The sequence below is a fragment of the Microbacterium deferens genome, assembly GCF_045517775.1.
GTDB lineage: Bacteria > Actinomycetota > Actinomycetes > Actinomycetales > Microbacteriaceae > Microbacterium.
The window spans coordinates 227299-243791 of the sequence record NZ_JBEUWT010000004.1; the positions used below are offsets into that span (position 1 = coordinate 227299).

The window sequence follows — 16493 nt, forward strand, 5'->3', positions numbered from 1 at the left end:
CGGTTAGTCTCGGAGTCATGGACGGACTTCGATGGGGCATCCTCGCCACGGGCGGGATCGCGCACGCATTCACGAGCGACCTGAAGACGGCGGGACGCACGGTCACGGCCGTCGGGTCGCGCCGGATCGAGGCGGCGAAGGAGTTCGCGGCAGAGTTCGGCATACCCCGCGCGTACGGGTCGTATGAAGACCTGGTCGCCGACCCCGAGGTCGACATCGTGTACATCGCGACGCCGCATCCGTTCCACGCCGACAACGCCCTCCTCGCCCTCGACCACGGCAAGCACGTGCTGGTGGAGAAGCCTTTCACCCTCAACGCGACGCAGGCCGCCGCCGTTCGCGATCGCGCGGCGGAGCGCGGGCTGCTCGCGATGGAGGCGATGTGGACCCGCTATCTGCCCCACATGATCCGCATCCGCGAGCTCGTCGCATCCGGCGTGCTCGGCGAGGTGCGCACCCTCTTCGCCGATCACACGCAGAAGATCAGCGACGACCCCACGCACCGTCTGAATGCGATCGAACTCGGCGGAGGCGCCCTGCTCGACCTCGGGATCTATCCGGTGTCTTTCGCCTGGGACATCCTGGGTGAACCGACCGAGGTCAGCGCGCAGGCGCGGATCTCGGACGCCGGCACCGATGCCGAGATCGCCACGATCTTCCGGCACGGTGACGGCGCGCTCTCCACGACGGTGTCGTCGTCGCGGGGCGCCGGCCCGAACACCGCCCACATCGTCGGCACCGAGGCACGCATCGACATCGATCGGGTCTGGTACACCCCGACCTCGTTCCGCGTCACCCGCCCCGACGGCGAGGTCGTCGAAGAGTTCCGCTCCGAGATCGAGGGTCGCGGCATGCAGTACCAGGCGCTGCACGCCGAGAAGCTCGTCGCCGAGGGCAACCTCGCCGGCGACGTGCTCCCCATCGACGAGACGGTGGCGATCATGGGCACGCTCGACGCGGTGCGCGCGCAGATCGGACTGCGGTACCCCGACGAGGGCTGACGGGAGCAGACTGGAGCAATGCCCGAAACGCAGACCGCCCGCGTCGCCGTCTATCTGGACTTCGACAACATCGTGATGTCGTGGTACGACCGTGTGCACGGCCGGAACGCGTATTCCCGCGACCGCCAGCGGATCGCCGAGAGCCCGGTCACCCCCGAGGTCGCCGAGCGGTTGGCTGCCGCCACGATCGACGTCGGGGCGATCATCGACTACGCGGCATCTTTCGGCACGCTCGTGCTCACGAGGGCATATGCCGACTGGTCATCGCCGGTGAACGCGGAGTATCGCGCTCAGCTCGTCGCTCGATCGATCGATCTCGTGCAGTTGTTCCCGGCCGCCGCCTACGCGAAGAACGGCGCCGACATACGTCTCGCGGTCGATACCGTCGAAGACATGTTCCGCCTGCCGGATCTCACGCACGTGGTCATCGTCGCGGGCGATTCCGACTACGTACCGCTGGCACAGCGCTGCAAGCGCCTGGGGCGATACGTCGTGGGCGTGGGTGTCGCCGGCTCGACGGCCAAGGCGCTCGCCTCGGCGTGCGACCGCTTCGACGCCTACGACTCCCTCCCCGGAGTCGTCCGGGAGACACCCTCGAAGAAGGATGCTGCGCCCGCCCGCAGCCGCGCACGCAAACGGTCGACCGACCCGTCGGTGAACCTCCTGGAGCGAGCGCTGCAGCTCGAGAACGAACGGGCCGACGAGGAGTGGCTGCACGCCTCGGCGCTCAAAGACCTCATGAAGCGCCTCGACCCCTCGTTCAGCGAGAAGGGCCTCGGCTTCCGCAGCTTCTCCGACTTCGTCAAGGCCCACCCCGAGGTCGTCGAGGTCGACGAGGCATCGAACGTCGTCCTGGTGCGGGCGGTCGCCCGCCCCGCCTGACCCCACCCGCGGCCCGTGCCCGCGGCGTCACCCCCGGGTTTGGGGCGCACTATTCGCACTGGGGCGCGGAAACCCGCGCCCCGACCCGAAAAGAGCGCCCCAAAGCCAGGCGCCGTGCCGCGCAGCATCCGTCACACGGCGCACGCCCCCCGCAACCCGAGCCACCCGACCCCGGACGCGGCGCGTGCCCCGGGGTTTGGGGCGCAGTATTCGCATTGGGGCACGAAAACCCGCGCCCCGACCCGAAAAGTGCGCCCCGAAGCCAGGCGTCGTGCCGCGCAGCATCCGTCACACGGCGCACGCCCCCCACAACCCGAGCCACCCGACCCCACCCGCGGCCCGTGCCCGCGGCGTCACCCCCGGGTTTGGGGCGCACTATTCGCACTGGGGCACGAAAACCCGCGCCCCGACCCGAAAAGAGCGCCCCGACATGCCCTCCAGGGTGGGCATCGGCGTCGGCGTCCGACGTACAGAGAGCGCGGACCGCGCTCAGAATCAGTCGCGCAGCATCCCTCGCAGCGTCTGGACGGTGTCGGCCTCGGGCGCTCGCTTGTCGGGGCGGTAGGCCTTCACCCGCGCGAAGCGCAGGGCCACGCCCCCCGGATACCGGGTCGAGCGCTGCACGCCGTCGATCGCGATCTCGACGACGGTCGAGGGGGCCAGCGTCAGGGCGTACGCCGTCTCGGCGGTGGCGATCGTCGGGAAGTACTCGGTCTGCAGCGGAGGAGTTCGTCGGTCAGGCCCTTGAAGGTTTTTCCGACCATGACGAATCCGCCGGGCTCTCCGAACTCGCCGTCGGGGTCGTACGCGCCGAGGTGGAGGTTCGACAGCCACCCCGAACGGCGTCCGGAACCGCGCTCGACGCCGAGCACGACCAGGTCGAACGTGTGGACGGGCTTCACCTTCAGCCACGTCTTGCCGCGGCGCCCGGCCATGTACGGCGCGTCGATCGCCTTCACCATGACGCCCTCGTGCCCGGCGTCGAGCGCGCCGCGCGCGAAGTCGTCGGCCGCGCCGGTGTCGTCGGTGACGAGAGCCGGCACGCGCAGCTCGCCGACGACGCGGGCGAGCTCGGCCGCGCGGACGGCCTGGGGCTCGTCGAGCAGGTCGCGACCGTCGAGGCGGAGGATGTCGAAGAAGCGCGGTCGGAGCACGACCTCGCGCGCCACGTCGGCTCCGAAGCGCGCCATCGTGTCTTGGAAAGGCCGCGGCGCACCGCTCTCGTCGAGCGCGAGCGTCTCGCCGTCGAGGATGACGTCTTCTGCCGGGAGCGCGCGCACGACCTCGACGATCTCGGGAACTCGGTGGGTCACCTCGGCGAGGGAACGCGTGTAGACATGCACCTCGTCGCCCCGGCGATGCACCTGGATGCGCGCGCCGTCGAGCTTGTATTCGACCGAGGCCGTACCGAACTCCGCGAGCGCCTCGCCGACGGTGGTGGCGGTCGCCGCCAGCATCGGCATCACGGGTGTACCCACGACGAGTCCGATGTCGGAGAGTGCCATCGCGGGCTCGGTGAGCGCGATGCGCGCGGTCATGCCGGTGTCGCCCGAGAGCATCGCCGCCCGCCGGACGACGGTGAGGTCGCGTTCGGCGGCGCGTGCGATCGCGTCGAGCAGCACGCCCTCGAGAGCCCCGGTGCGCAGCTCGCCCAGCATGGCGTGCGTGAGGTACTCCCACTCGGCCGCGGTCGCGCGCTCGGCGAGCCCGCGCAGCATCGCGGCGCGCTCGGCCGCCGACCCCGCCCCACCCACGGCGGCGAGCGCGGTGAACGTCTCGTCGACATCGCCGATCGTCAGCGTGGGGTCTGCGGCGTGCGACACCTCCAGTGCTCCCAGCGATCGCCAGCCCACACCGAGCCGACCCTGCCGGAGCGACGCGGTCGCGAGCCCGACCAACGGCTCGACCTCATCGGGGCGCGCGGCGGTGAGGAGGTCGGCGAGAGCCTGGGTCTTCGCGAGACGCGAGCGCGTTGCGGTGACCGCGTCGAGCGTCGTGACGAGGTCGGCGAGCAGCATCCTCGAATCATCGCACCGACCCCCGACACCGGTGTCGGGCGCGCTCAACGACCCGTCGCGCGGAGGACGTGCTCGCCGACCGCGCTAGCGACGCGCGACGTCGCGGAGAGCCGGCTCCAGCTCGGGATAGCGGAAGACGTAGCCGGCCTCCACCAGGCGATCGGGCACGACCCAGCGGCTCTTCAACAGCAGTTCCGACTCGGCGCCGAGCGCCCACAGCGCCGGCTCCAGCATGAACCGGGCCGCCGGGATTCCGACCGGTGCGCCCACCGCCCGCCGCAGCGCCGCCATGACACCGCGGTTGTCGGTCGGATTCGGGGCCGAGAGATTGATCGGCCCCGACAGCGACGGGGTCTCGCGGAGGAACCGCATCGACCCGACCACATCGTCGAGGTGGATCCAGCTGAAGCGTTGACGGCCCCGCGACCGGTGCCACGGCGCGCGATCGTCCCCTGTCGGGCGCTCGCCGATGCCGCGGTAGCGGCGGTGCTCGAACCACGGGCCGTCGTACTGCGGTCCGCCGAGCCCGAGGCGGGCGAGCCGCAGGAGCATCGCGGTCGCCGGGCCGTCGCCGAACACGATCGCCATGCGCAGCGCGACGCGGCGGGTAGCCGGAAGGTCGTCGGCGAAGAGCTCCTGCTCCCACGCCCGCGCCACGTCGACGGAGAAGCCCGACCCGAGGTCGCCGGCGTCTTCGGACTGCGGGCGATCGAGGGCGTACCGGTAGATCGTCGCGGTGCTCGCGTTCAGCCACACGGCCGGCGGCGACTCGACGTCCGCGACCGCTTCGCGGAGCTCCCGCGTCGTCTCTACGCGCGAGCGCAAGATCTCGTCGCGATTCGCGTCGGTGTAGCGGCAATCCACCCTCTTGCCGGCGAGGTTGACGAGCAGATCAGCCCCGTCGATCGTGCGGCGGATGCCGTCGGAATCGCCCCACGAGGCGTCGGGCCCGCGCCGGCCGATCTGCGTGACGAGATATCCCTCGTCTCGCAGCGAGGCGATGACCGCGGTGCCGACGAACCCGCTTCCGCCGGCGACGACCGCGCGGCGCGTCATCGGCTGCGACCGTCGGATCGGGTGCCCCAGATGGCCCACGCGACGAGCATCGGCTGCAGGAAGAGCCGCACGAACCGGGCGCGATCGGTGCGCATGCCCGGCACGGGTCGACCGCTGCGCCAGTGATGCACGTTCCCGGGGAACACCGCGACGAAGAACGCCGCGATCAGCCCGCCAATGCGCTGTCGTTCCCGCGGCAGCGCCAGGAGAGCCGCGCCGAGCAGCCCCTCGACCACGCCCGAGGCGACCACGATCGCGTCCTTGTCCAGACGCAGCATCCGCACCGCCCACTCGGGCACGACGATGCGGTAGCCGCGACGCCCCCAAGTCAGGTGCGACAGGCCGGCGCCCAGCAGGAGAGCTGCCAGCGACCACCGCCCGGTCGTGCGGAGTCGTCGACGACCGGCCGATTCGCTCATGCGTCCAGTGTGCCAGCGGTCGGCATCACCAACGCGGGTGCACGGCCTCGCGGAAGTATCGGTCGTAGATCTCGTGCACGCCGGCATCGAATCCGTCCGGCAGCGCGACCGTGCCCGCCGCGGCGTTGCCCTCGGCCTGGGCCCGGTTGCGCGCCCCGGGGATGACGGTGGTCACGCCGGGAAGGTTCGCGACCCACGAGAGCGCGGCGGCGGCGGGGGTCACGCCCTCGGGAACGAGGGCGGCGAACTCGCGCGCGGCCCGCACGCCGGTCTCGAAGTCGACGCCCGCGAAGGTCTCGCCCACGTCGAACGCGCTGCCGTCGCGGTTGTAGGTGCGGTGGTCGGATGCGGCGAACGTGGTGTCTTCGGTGTACTTGCCGCTGAGCAGGCCCGACGCGAGCGGTACGCGCACGATGATGCCGACGCCGGCCTCGGCCGCCGCGGGGAGCACCTCGTCGAGCGGCTTGAGCCGGAAGGCGTTGACGATGATCTGGACGCTCGCCGTGCCCGGGCGCGCGATGGCGGCGAGCGCCTCGTCGCAGGTCTCGACGCTCACGCCGTAGTGGGCGATCCGCTTCTCGGCGACGAGGGTGTCGAGGGTGTCGTAGACCGCATCGGTGGAGAACACCGGCGTCGGCGGGCAGTGCAGCTGCACGAGGTCGAGCGTGTCGACGCCCAGGTTCTCGCGCGAGCGGTCGGTCCACGCGCGGAAGTGGTCGAGCGTGAACTCGCCCGGCTCCTGCGGGCCGCGCCGGCCCATCTTGGTGGCGACGGTGATGCCGTGGCCCGGACGCTGCGCGAGGAAGCGCCCGATGAACTGCTCGCTGCGCCCGTCGCCGTAGACGTCGGCCGTGTCGAAGAACGTCACTCCGGCGTCGACCGAGGCACCGAGCACGTCGAAGGCGCTGGCCTCGTCGACATCGCCCCAGTCGGCACCGAGCTGCCAGGTGCCGAGGCCGATGGGAGAGACGGAGAAACCGGTGCGTCCGAGGGTGCGCTGCTGCATGGGGGCGATCCTAGTCGCCGCCACCCGCGTCGGGGGCGGTGCGAGCGACGAAGTCGAGCAGGGCATCGACCCCGTCGTCGGCCGTGATCGCGCGGAGCACCACCTCGTCGACTGCGGCCCGGTAGGCGGGGAGGCGTTCGCGCAGCTCCGCCTCGTCGCGGAACGTTGTCTGGGTCGCGTCGACTCCCAGCCGAGCGAAGTTCGCCGCATAGTTCGGATATGAGGCGTACCGCGCGGTCTCGGCGGCGAGCCGGTCGGATGCTGCGGGGTCGATCGCGGTGCGCACGTAGACGCAGACGCGGGTGTCGGCCGATGCCGCGTGGAGCTCGGCGGACTGGGCGGCGGCCGCGGAGGCGGGAACCCAGTTCAGGAGCACTCCGTCGGCGCGTTCGGCTCCCAGCATCCGCATCTTCGGCCCCAGCGCCCCGACCACCACCCGGGCGTCGAGCTCGGATCGGAGCGCCTCAACGGCCTCGCCCACGCGCGCGAGCGCGCCCTTCGGGGAGACGCCCGAGCCGATTCCGAGCACGAGTCGCTCCTGCGGGATCCCCGCGGTCAGCACCTCACGGGCGGTCGTCTCGGCCGAGCGTCGGTCGACCGGGATGACCCCCGTCGCGAGGATCAGGCGATCGGTGACCTCGGCGGCGGCGGCGAGGGCCGCGAGGGCATCGCCGTCGGGGGTGTCGTTCACCCACAGCGCCGCGAAGCCGGCGGCCTCGACCGCCGGTGCGAGACGTGCGACGGCCTCCGGTCCGAGCGTGCCGGCAACCCCGATCGATACGCGTGCGGTCATGCTCCCCACTCTGTCAGCCCCCGCCACAGACCGCGAGACCGCGTCGTCGCGACGAGACCGTGGTCGAAAGCCAGGGTCTCGCCGCGCACGAGCGGTCTCGCGGTCAGGGGGTGGGTGGCCGGGGTCAGGCGGCCTGGGGGGCGAGGGCGGCGGGACGCACGACGAGGGCGCCGTCGGCGGCATCCACCGTCACCGCTCCCCCGTCGACGAGCGCGCCCGTGACGAACAGGTCGGCGACGCGATCGTCGATCTCGCGCTGGATCAGCCGGCGCAGCGGCCGGGCGCCGTACTCGGGCTCGTACCCGTGCTCGGCGAGCCAGTCGATCGCGGTCTCGGTGATCTCGATCGACACCTCGCGGCGGGCGAGGCGCTTCTCGGTCGTGCCGAGCATGAGCCGCACGATCTCGCGCAGCTGCTCACGGTCGAGCTTGCGGAACAGCACGATGTCGTCGATGCGGTTGAGGAACTCCGGCCGCATGGCCTCGCGCAGGCGCCCCATGACCCGGTCGCGCAGATCCTTCTCGGATCCGAAGCCGGTGGCTCCTCCGCCGTCAGCGATGAAACCGATGGCCCCCGCGCGCGACGCGAGGAACTCGCTGCCGATGTTCGACGTCATGATCACCACGGTGTTGCGGAAATCGACCGTGCGACCCTGGCCGTCGGTGAGCCGACCGTCGTCGAGCACCTGCAGCAGCAGGTTGAACACGTCGGGGTGCGCCTTCTCGATCTCGTCGAACAGCACGATCGAGTACGGGTTGCGCCGAACGCGCTCGGTGAGCTGTCCCGCCTCGTCGTAGCCGACGTATCCCGGAGGGGCCCCCACGAGACGCGACACCGTGTGCCGCTCGCCGAACTCGCTCATGTCGAAGCGGATGACCGCGCCCTCGTCGTCGAAGAGCGACGCGGCGAGCGCCTTGGCGAGCTCGGTCTTGCCGACTCCGGTCGGACCGAGGAAGAGGAACGACCCGACGGGCCGGTTCGCGTCGCCCATGCCGGTGCGGTTGCGGCGCACCGCCGTCGCCACGGAGGTCACGGCGGCGTCCTGCCCGATCACGCGACCGTGCAGTTCGTCCTCGAGGGTGGCGAGGCGTCCGCGCTCGGTCTCGGTGAGACGGTTCACGGGGATCCCCGTGGCTCGGCTGATGACAGCGGCGATCTCGGGCTCGCCGACGATGGCCGACGAGGCCGTGGCCGACGCACCCGCGGAGGTCGCCGCATCCAGCTTCTCCTGCACCGAAGAGATCTCATCGCGGATGCGGGAGGCCTCCTCGTAGTGCTCGGCCGAGACGGCGGCGTTCTTGTCGGCCTCGAGGGTCGCGAGCCGGGCGACGAGCTCCGACACGTCGACCTTCACGCCGAGCCGCAGGCGCAGGCGCGCTCCGGCCTGGTCGATGAGGTCGATCGCCTTGTCGGGCAGCACGCGGTCGCTCACGTACCGGTCGGAGAGCTCGACCGCGGCGCGGAGGGCTTCGTCGGTGAAGCTCACACCGTGGTGCTCCTCGTAAGCCGGGCGCAGACCCCGGAGGATCAGCACGGCGTCTTCGATCGAGGGCTCGCCCACACGCACGGGCTGGAACCGGCGCTCCAGCGCCGGGTCTTTCTCGATGGTGCGGTACTCGCGGAGGGTCGTGGCGCCGACGAGGTGCAGGTCGCCCCGCGCCAGGCGCGGCTTGAGGATGTTGCCGGCGTCCATGGCGCCCTCTCCCCCGCCGCCGGCACCGACGACGGTGTGCACCTCGTCGATGAAGAGGATGACTTCGCCCTTGCGGGCGGAGACCTCGTCCATGGTCTGCGTGAGGCGCTCTTCGAAGTCGCCGCGGTAGCGCGTTCCGGCGAGCATCGCCGGGAGGTCGAGCGCGATGACGCGCTTACCGCGCAACTGCTCGGGCACGGAGCCGGCCACGATGGCCGACGCGAGTCCTTCGACGATCGCGGTCTTGCCGACGCCGGCCTCGCCGACGAGCACCGGGTTGTTCTTGGTGCGGCGGCTGAGGATCTCGATCGTCTGCTCAATCTCGTCGCTGCGTCCGATCACGGGGTCGAGGTCTCCCGCCTCGGCGCGCGCGGTGAGGTCGGTGCCGAAGCGGTCGAGCATCGGCGTCTCCGACGGCGCCGCGGAGTCGGAGGCGTCGGTGCCGGCGGCACCCGGGGTCACGGTCTCGCGCACGGCCTGCGTCAGCGCTTCGGCGGTGACACCCGCCTGGGCGAGGATCTGCCCGGCGGGGGCGTCCTGCGCCAGCACGAGAGCGAAGAAGAGGTGCTCGGGGTCGACGTAGGTCGAACCCGCACTGCGGGCGACCTGGTAGGCCAGGAAGAGCGCACGCTGCACCGATGCGGTGACGACCGCTCCATCGACGTCGGCGGGAGCGGATGCTGCGGGCAGGCGTCCTTCGGTGGCGCGCGCGATGGCGCGGGGATCGGCGCCGATGCGCTGGACGGCCTCGTTCGCCGGCGACTGGTCGACGAGGATGCGCAGAACATGGAGCGCGTCGAGCTCGCGCTGGCCGCGCTCGAGGGCGAACCGTCCGGCGCGCTGGAGCGCCTCCTGCGTGCGGGAGCTGAGGAAACGGCTGAGATCGATCGACCGCTCGGCGCGCGCCTGCTCGCCGGCGAGGTAGCGGGCGAGGAACTCGTCGAACGAACTCGCGCCGTGGCCGTCGGGGGAAGTGAAGTCTTCGGGCATGTCCCTGATGTCTCCTGGATGAAGGTGAGCGTGTGCGACTCAACTTGATATTACGTAGTTGAGTGCGTGCGTATCAAGTTCAACCGCGCGGCGCTCAGACTATTCCCGGCCTCCGCAGATGCGTCATCTGCCGGCGGGCCGACTACCGTGGCGAGGATGACCTTCCCCTTCGACACCCTTCGCCGCTGGCCCGATGTCGAGGCGCCCGAGCTCCTCGCGGCGGATGCTGCCGACCGCCTCCTCCTCGACGAGTCGGCCGGCGCACGGGCGGCCCTCGACGACGGCGCCCTCGTCGTCATCGGCGACACCCACGGCGCCCTCACCCTCGCCTCCGCCGCCGAGGGAGCGCGCCGCATCCGCGTGCACCAAGACCCGCTGACCGGTGAACGCGCCCTCGCCGCGAACGCCGAGCGGCTCGCGGTCGACGACGATGCCTTCTCGTCGCTGCCGTTCGACGCCGACCTCGTGCGCGACGCCGAGGTCGTGCTGCTGCGGCTGCCGAGGTCGCTCGACGAGCTCGACGACGTCGCAGCGCTCATCGCGCGCCACGCCTCCCGCGGTGTCACCGTCTTCGCCGGTGGACGCATCAAGCACATGACCGTCGCCATGAACGACGTGCTGCGTCGCCACTTCGACGTGGTCGACGTCACCCACGCCCGCCAGAAGTCGCGCGTGCTCGTCGCGCGCGGCCCGAAGGACGGGCACGATCCCGAGCCCCGGAGCGCCACCCACGACGGCCTCGTCGTATGCGCGTACGGCGGGGTGTTCGCGGGCACCTCCGTCGACATCGGCACGCGGTTCCTGCTCGACAACCTCTCGGGGCGCGTGGCGGGCGGCGGCACCGCCGACGACCCGGTAGTCGACATGGCGTGCGGCACGGGCGTGGTCGCGGCGACGTTCGCCCGGCAGGGACTGCACGCGTACGCCTCCGACCAGTCGGCCGCCGCTGTCGCGTCGGCCCGCGCGACGGCCGCGGCGAACGGGGTGAGCGACCTCGTTCGCGTCGAACGCGACGATCTTCTCTCGCTGCTCGACGACGCGAGCGTGTCGTTCATCGCGCTGAATCCGCCCTTTCACGTGGGCGCGGCCGTCTACGAGGGGGTCGCCGCGCGGCTCTTCGCCGACGCCGCCCGCGTGCTCCGCCCGGGCGGCGAGCTGTGGACCGTCTGGAACTCCGCTCTCCTCTACCGCCCGGCCCTCGAGCGGGTCGTCGGGCCCACCCGCCAGATCGCCCGCAACAGCAAGTTCACCGTGATGGCCTCGGTGCGAAGCGCCTCGGCCTACGACCGCTGACACGGCAGCCCGGCGAGAGGGCGCACCAGCCCGCCGCATCCGGGCGCCGGTACCCGGCGTCCTAGGCTGTGGATGTGAAGCAGTTCGGTGCGGGCGTGGGCATGCTCGCGCGCGGATTCGGCTGGTGGCGTCGTCGTCCCGGAGTGATGGCGGCGGGTCTCGTGCCCGCTCTCATCGTGGGGCTCGTGCTGCTGGCCGGGGTGATCACCCTCGCCGTGTTCCTCCCCGGCATCGCGACCGCCGTCACGCCCTTCGCCGACGGGTGGCCCGAGATCTGGGTCTCGGTCGTGCGCTTCGCGGCGGGGGCGGCCACCCTCGGCGCCGCACTGGTGATCGCCGTCGTGTCGTTCACCGCCCTCACACTCCTGATCGGCGAGCCCTTCTACGACCGCATCTGGCGGTCGGTCGAGGAGGAGCTCGGCGAGGTGCCCGACGTGCGCTACGGCTTCGCGCGCGCCCTCGTCGACACCGTCTGGCTCATCGCCCGCGGCATCGGCGTGGCACTTCTGACCGCGCTGGTCGGCCTCGTGCCCGTGGTCGGCGGCGCGGTGGGTGCCGTGCTCGGCGTCGTGCTCACCGGCTGGCTGCTGACCGACGAGCTCACCTCGCGCGCCCTCACCGCCCGCGGCGTCGACCGCGCCCAGCGCCGCCGCCTGCTGCGTGCGCGGCGCGGCCAGGCGCTCGGGTTCGGCGTCGCGACGCAGCTCTGCTTCCTCGTGCCGCTGGGGGCGGTGGCCGTCATGCCCGCCGCCGTCGCCGGGTCGACCATGCTGGCGACCTCGCTGCTCGCCGACGCGCCGCGCTCCACCCGCTGAGAGTCCAAGACACCCGGGCGGACGCGCCGCAGCATCCGGGTGTCGCGGACTCTCAGACGGCGGGCGTCTTCGCGGGCATCGGGGGGCTGTTCTCGAGCCCCCGGATCAGGGTCGCCGAGTCATAGGGGCCGATGTGCCGCCGACCGTTGAGGAAGAACGTCGGCGTGGTGTTCAGATCCATGATCTCGGCGTCGAGCCGGTCGTCCTGGATGTGATGGGCGACCTTCGGCGAGACGAAGTCGTCGGCGAAACGGTCGGGGTCGAGCCCGAGCATCTCGGCGTAGCGGAACAGGTCGTCCCGCTCGAGGTTCTTCTGGTGCGCGAAGAGCTTGCCCGCCATCTCGAAGAAACGCCCCTGCATCGCAGCGGCCTCCGCCGCCTGGGCCGCCTCCTGCGCGTGCGGGTGGGGCTGGTCGAGCGGCAGATGACGCCACACCCAGCGGATGTCGTCGCCGAAGCGCTCGCGCACAGCATCCACCGATCCGGTCGCGCGACTGCAGAACGGGCACTCGAAATCGCCGTACTCGACGATCTCGTAGGGCGCGTCCATCGAGCCCTTGATGTGGTCGCGCTGCGGGTCGACCGGGCGCGCGAGTGTGAAACCGACCGGGTGCGGAGGGCTGATGCGGTCGCCGACCGTGAGGATCGCCCACCCCAGGAAGAACGCGATGACGGATGCGGCGAGCACGGCCACGCGCGCGAGATCCTGCGTGTGGGGATCACTGATGGCGATCGGCACGAGGAAGAGCGAGATCGTGAAGCCGATCCCCGAGAGCGCGGCGCCACCGGCGACGCGGTGGAGGCTGAGACCGGGGGCGAGCTGGCCGCGGCCGACGACGCCGACCAGCCACGTGGCGAGAGTGATGCCGAGGAACTTCCCGAGTACGAGACCGGCGACGATGCCCCACGCGACGGGCGAGACGAGCGCGTCGCGCAGGGTGTCGCCGTCGATGTGCACCCCGGCGTTGGCGAGGGCGAAGACGGGCAGGATGCCGAACGAGACGTACGGGCGCAGGCCCGTGTCGATGCGCTCGTTGATCGAGATCGATTCGCGCAGGCTCCGCGTGACCGCGGCAGCGTACGCGGGGTTGGGCGACTCTCGGAACGCCCGGGTGAGTTCGACCGATCGCTCGACATCGTTGCGCCGCGGCGGGAAGACGGGGATGAGCAACGCCACCGCGACGCCCGCGAGCGTGGGGTGCACGCCGGCCAGGTACACCACGACGAAGAGCGCCGCCCCCAGCACGCCGTAGGCGAAACCGCGCCCGACCGGCAAGAACCTCACGAGGGCGATGAGCACCATCAGCACCAGGGCGATCACGAAGGGCACCGGGTTGAGGCCGCTGTTGTAGAAGAGCCCGATGACCAGGAGCGCACCGATGTCGTCGACGACGGCGAGGGTGAGCAGGAACGTCCGCAGTCGCGACGAGAACTTCGGCCCGATGAGGGCGAGGGCTCCGAGGAGGAAGGCGGTGTCGGTCGAGATCACCACGCCCCACGCGTCGAACTCGCCGTCGGCGAGGTTGAAGAGGAGGAAGATCCCCGCGGGGAGGACGAGCCCTGCCACGGCCGCCGCGATCGGCACGACCGCTCGCGACCGGTCGGTGAGCTCGCCGACGGTGAGCTCGCGCTTGACTTCCAGACCGACGAGGAAGAAGAACAGCGTCATGAAGCCCTCGTTCACGAGAGCGTGGAGGCTGAACGTCCACGAGGCGTCGCCGAACGAGGCGCCCAGCGGAAGGTCCCAGAACTGGTGGTACGTCTCGCCGGGCAGGTTGGCCCACACCATCGCGATCGCGACGCCCACCAGCATCAGCGTCGCCGACAGCCGATCGCCGCCGCGCATCTTCTTCTTGTGCGGGACCGGCGCGGGGCGCGGTGCCCCGGTCGGGATGAGCGGGAACGTCGTCACGCTACCCATCCTGGCCCTCGGAGGTGTCGATCGGGTCACCGGATCGTGACGAGGATGCGTCACCCCATCGGCTTCGGCGAAGGCCCGTCGCAAGGTAGCCTGGCCTGAGGAGGCAACCACACATGTACGTCATCGCTCTGATCCTGTTGCTCGGCGGAATCTTCCTGATCGGCATCTCGTTCTCGATCGTGCCGATCCAGGCGCTGGTGTTCATCGTCGGCATCCTCTGCGTCGCGGCGTCTCTGGCGATCCCCTTCCACTTCAGCGGCAGCGCCTCGCACCGATGACCTACACCGTCGCCGATCACCTCCTCGATCGGTTGGCGGATGCTGGTGTCAGACACCTGTTCGGTGTCCCCGGCGACTTCACCCTCGCGTTCCTCGATCACGTCGAGGCGCACCCGAGCATCGAGTGGGTCGGCTGCGCCAATGAACTGGGTGCCGGCTACGCGGCCGACGGCTACGCCCGTCTGGGCGGCCTCGGCGCCCTGAGCACCACGTTCGGCGTCGGAGAGCTGTCGGCGATCGGAGCGGTCGCGGGCAGCTACGCCGAGCACGTTCCGGTGCTCCACGTCGTCGGAGCACCCACGACGGCCGTCCAGGCCGCGAGCCGCGCCACCCATCACACGCTCGGCGACGGCGACTTCGGCCACTTCGCGCGCATGACGGCCGAGGTGACGGCGGCGCAGGCCGTCCTGTCGCCCGAGACGGCGACCGACGAGATCGACCGCGTGATCACCGCAGTGCTCGAGCGACGCCTCCCGGGGTACCTCGTGATCCCCGCCGACGTCGCCGAGCACCCGGCGTCGCCTCCCGCGGCACCTCTGCCGCAGCATCCGGGAGTCACCGACCCCGGCGTCCTCGCCCGTTTCCGCGCCGAGGTCGAGGGGCGCGTCGCGGCAGCCTCCACCGTCTCGGCGCTCGCCGACATCCTCGTCTCGCGCCTCGACGTCGAGGCGCAGCTGCACCGGGTGCTGGACGAGGGCATCCCCCACGCGACGCTCTTGTGGGGCCGTCGCGTCGTCGACGAGGCAGCGCCCGCCTACCTCGGGTCGTACGTCGGTGCTGCCAGCTCATCGGCGGTGCGCGAGGGCATCGAGCAGGCCGATCTGCTGATCATGGCGGGGGTGCAGTTCACCGACCTCACGAGCGGCTTCTTCTCGCAGCACCTGGATGCGTCTCGCACCATCGAGATCCGTGGTGAGCACGCGCGGATCGGCGACGACGACTTCCGGCCCCTCGCGATGGGCGATGCGCTCGACGTCGTCGCCGACGTGCTGGCCGCCACCGGGGGGCGCTTCCGCGCGGGTGCTGCGGTCGCCGCATCCCACCCCGACACCTCCGGGCCGAACGAGGGTGCCCTGTCGCAGACTGCGCTGTGGCGGGAGGTCACCGGCTTCCTCCGCGACGGCGACACGGTGCTCGCCGACCAGGGCACGTCGTTCTACGGCATGGCGGGGCACCGCCTGCCGCACGGGGTGGTCTTCGGCGGGCAGCCGCTGTGGGCCGCGATCGGCTTCACCCTCCCCGCACTCCTGGGCGCCGCCCTCGCCCGCCCGGAACGCCGCCCGGTGCTTCTCATCGGCGACGGGGCCGCCCAGCTGACGATCGCCGAGCTGGGAACGCTGCTGCGCCACCGGATTCCCGCGGTGATCGTCGTCGTCGACAACGACGGGTACACCGTCGAGCGGGTCATCCACGGCCTGCACGAGGAGTACAACGACATCGCCCGGTGGGACTGGACGGCGCTCCTCGCCGCCCTCGACCCGACGGGAACCGCCGTCGGAGTGAAGGCCTCGACGGTCGCCGAGCTGACCGCCGCTCTCGCCGATGCGCGCACCGCCTCCGGGCTCACCCTCATCCAGGCCGTCGTGCCATCGGACGACGTGCCCCCGGTGCTGCGCGATGTCGCCGCCGCGGCGGCGTCGGCCAACGCGCGGCGCTGAGCCGACGATCTGCGCGAACGAGCGTCGGAGATCCGGCGTTTCGTCGGAGGATCGAGCCGCGATGCTCCGACGACGGTGCGATGCTCCGACGAACGATCAGCGACCGGGCGGACCCACCACCAGCAGCACGACGTACGCGACCACCACGACGACCACGAGCAGGCCGACGAACAGCCACGCCCGGCGCAGGAAGAAGCGCAGCGCGCGGTCGACCGGCCGCCGGTCCCGCGCATCATCCGTCTCTTCGAGCCGCCAGGTTCCGGCGAGACGGCCCGTGCGGCTGAGCCACAGCTCCATCGGCAGCGTCGCATAGGGAATGACCGCGCTCGCGACGGCGAGCGCCCCGACCCCGACGCTCCACCGCTGGTGCACGGCGACGATGATCGCGGTGGCACCGTACGCGAGGAAGACGAAGCCGTGGATGCCCCCGCCGATGGTCACGGCGAGGCTCCACTCGAACAGTGCCCGCAGGATCAGTCCCCCGATGAGGAGCGTCCACGAGATCATCTCGGCGATCGCAAGCGTGCGGAAAAGGGTCAGCGGCGTGCGGAACACGTCTCTCCTCGTCGGGTCGGCGAGCTTCCAGCCTAGGAAAAGCGCGCGGACGCCGCAGCCTGATGGCCTCGCCATCGAGAGATCAGCGTCGGCGGGCGACCGAGATGCCGAGGAA

The 16493-nt window shown here is 71.3% G+C and carries 13 protein-coding genes and 1 pseudogene; 6 read left to right on the forward strand and 8 right to left on the reverse strand.

Features of this window, described 5'->3' with window-relative positions; translation table 11 throughout:
• Positions 1 to 17: 17 nt before the first annotated feature.
• Positions 18 to 1001 carry a Gfo/Idh/MocA family protein gene (locus ABTU82_RS14835; RefSeq protein ID WP_407173970.1) on the forward strand — a complete coding sequence of 328 codons (984 nt, stop codon included), beginning with the start codon at positions 18 to 20 and terminating at the stop codon, positions 999 to 1001.
• A gap of 18 nt (positions 1002 to 1019) precedes the next feature.
• A complete protein-coding gene (locus ABTU82_RS14840; protein ID WP_116647494.1) occupies positions 1020 to 1883 on the forward strand; it encodes an NYN domain-containing protein in 864 nt (287 codons plus the stop codon).
• Positions 1884 to 2378: 495 nt separating this feature from the next.
• Here ABTU82_RS14840 and ABTU82_RS14845 read toward each other — a convergent pair.
• The 6 genes and pseudogenes from ABTU82_RS14845 to ABTU82_RS14870 all read right to left on the reverse strand — a co-directional run bounded on the left by ABTU82_RS14845 (position 2379) and on the right by ABTU82_RS14870 (position 9858).
• Positions 2379 to 3901 (reverse strand): annotated as a pseudogene (locus ABTU82_RS14845) (ATP-dependent DNA ligase).
• 84 nt (positions 3902 to 3985) lie between these two features.
• Positions 3986 to 4957, reverse strand: coding sequence for an epimerase (locus ABTU82_RS14850; RefSeq protein ID WP_407173971.1), 972 nt, complete (start codon positions 4955 to 4957; stop codon positions 3986 to 3988).
• Positions 4954 to 5376, reverse strand: a complete 423-nt coding sequence (locus ABTU82_RS14855; protein WP_407173972.1) for a DoxX family protein — start codon at positions 5374 to 5376, stop codon at positions 4954 to 4956. Before ABTU82_RS14855 ends, ABTU82_RS14850 begins: the two co-directional genes overlap by 4 nt.
• Before the next feature lie 25 nt (positions 5377 to 5401).
• Positions 5402 to 6382, reverse strand: coding sequence for an aldo/keto reductase (locus ABTU82_RS14860; protein WP_407173973.1), 981 nt, complete (start codon positions 6380 to 6382; stop codon positions 5402 to 5404).
• 10 nt (positions 6383 to 6392) lie between these two features.
• On the reverse strand, positions 6393 to 7175 hold the full coding sequence (locus ABTU82_RS14865; protein ID WP_407173974.1) for an LLM class flavin-dependent oxidoreductase: 783 nt from the start codon (positions 7173 to 7175) through the stop codon (positions 6393 to 6395).
• 124 nt (positions 7176 to 7299) lie between these two features.
• Positions 7300 to 9858 (reverse strand): ATP-dependent Clp protease ATP-binding subunit, encoded by a 2559-nt coding sequence (locus tag ABTU82_RS14870; RefSeq protein ID WP_407173975.1) that lies wholly within the window; start codon positions 9856 to 9858, stop codon positions 7300 to 7302.
• A 156-nt stretch (positions 9859 to 10014) separates the two neighbouring features.
• Here ABTU82_RS14870 and ABTU82_RS14875 point away from each other — a divergent pair, with 156 nt between their 5' ends.
• Both ABTU82_RS14875 and ABTU82_RS14880 read left to right on the forward strand, forming a co-directional pair.
• Positions 10015 to 11151 (forward strand): class I SAM-dependent methyltransferase, encoded by a 1137-nt coding sequence (locus ABTU82_RS14875; RefSeq protein WP_116647500.1) that lies wholly within the window; start codon positions 10015 to 10017, stop codon positions 11149 to 11151.
• Positions 11152 to 11225: 74 nt separating this feature from the next.
• Positions 11226 to 11966 (forward strand): EI24 domain-containing protein, encoded by a 741-nt coding sequence (locus ABTU82_RS14880; protein WP_407173976.1) that lies wholly within the window; start codon positions 11226 to 11228, stop codon positions 11964 to 11966.
• Positions 11967 to 12018: 52 nt separating this feature from the next.
• On the opposite strand, the gene nhaA is transcribed toward ABTU82_RS14880, so the two are convergent.
• A complete protein-coding gene (gene nhaA / locus ABTU82_RS14885) occupies positions 12019 to 13878 on the reverse strand; it encodes a Na+/H+ antiporter NhaA (protein ID WP_407173977.1) in 1860 nt (619 codons plus the stop codon).
• 122 nt (positions 13879 to 14000) lie between these two features.
• On the opposite strand from nhaA, the gene ABTU82_RS14890 reads away from it, so the two are divergent.
• Positions 14001 to 14165, forward strand: coding sequence for a hypothetical protein (locus ABTU82_RS14890; RefSeq protein ID WP_165817956.1), 165 nt, complete (start codon positions 14001 to 14003; stop codon positions 14163 to 14165).
• Positions 14162 to 15823, forward strand: coding sequence for an alpha-keto acid decarboxylase family protein (locus ABTU82_RS14895; RefSeq protein ID WP_407173978.1), 1662 nt, complete (start codon positions 14162 to 14164; stop codon positions 15821 to 15823). Before ABTU82_RS14890 ends, ABTU82_RS14895 begins: the two co-directional genes overlap by 4 nt.
• 96 nt (positions 15824 to 15919) lie before the next feature.
• Here ABTU82_RS14895 and ABTU82_RS14900 read toward each other — a convergent pair whose 3' ends face one another.
• A complete protein-coding gene (locus ABTU82_RS14900; protein WP_407173979.1) occupies positions 15920 to 16378 on the reverse strand; it encodes a DUF3817 domain-containing protein in 459 nt (152 codons plus the stop codon).
• Positions 16379 to 16493: the final 115 nt, after the last annotated feature.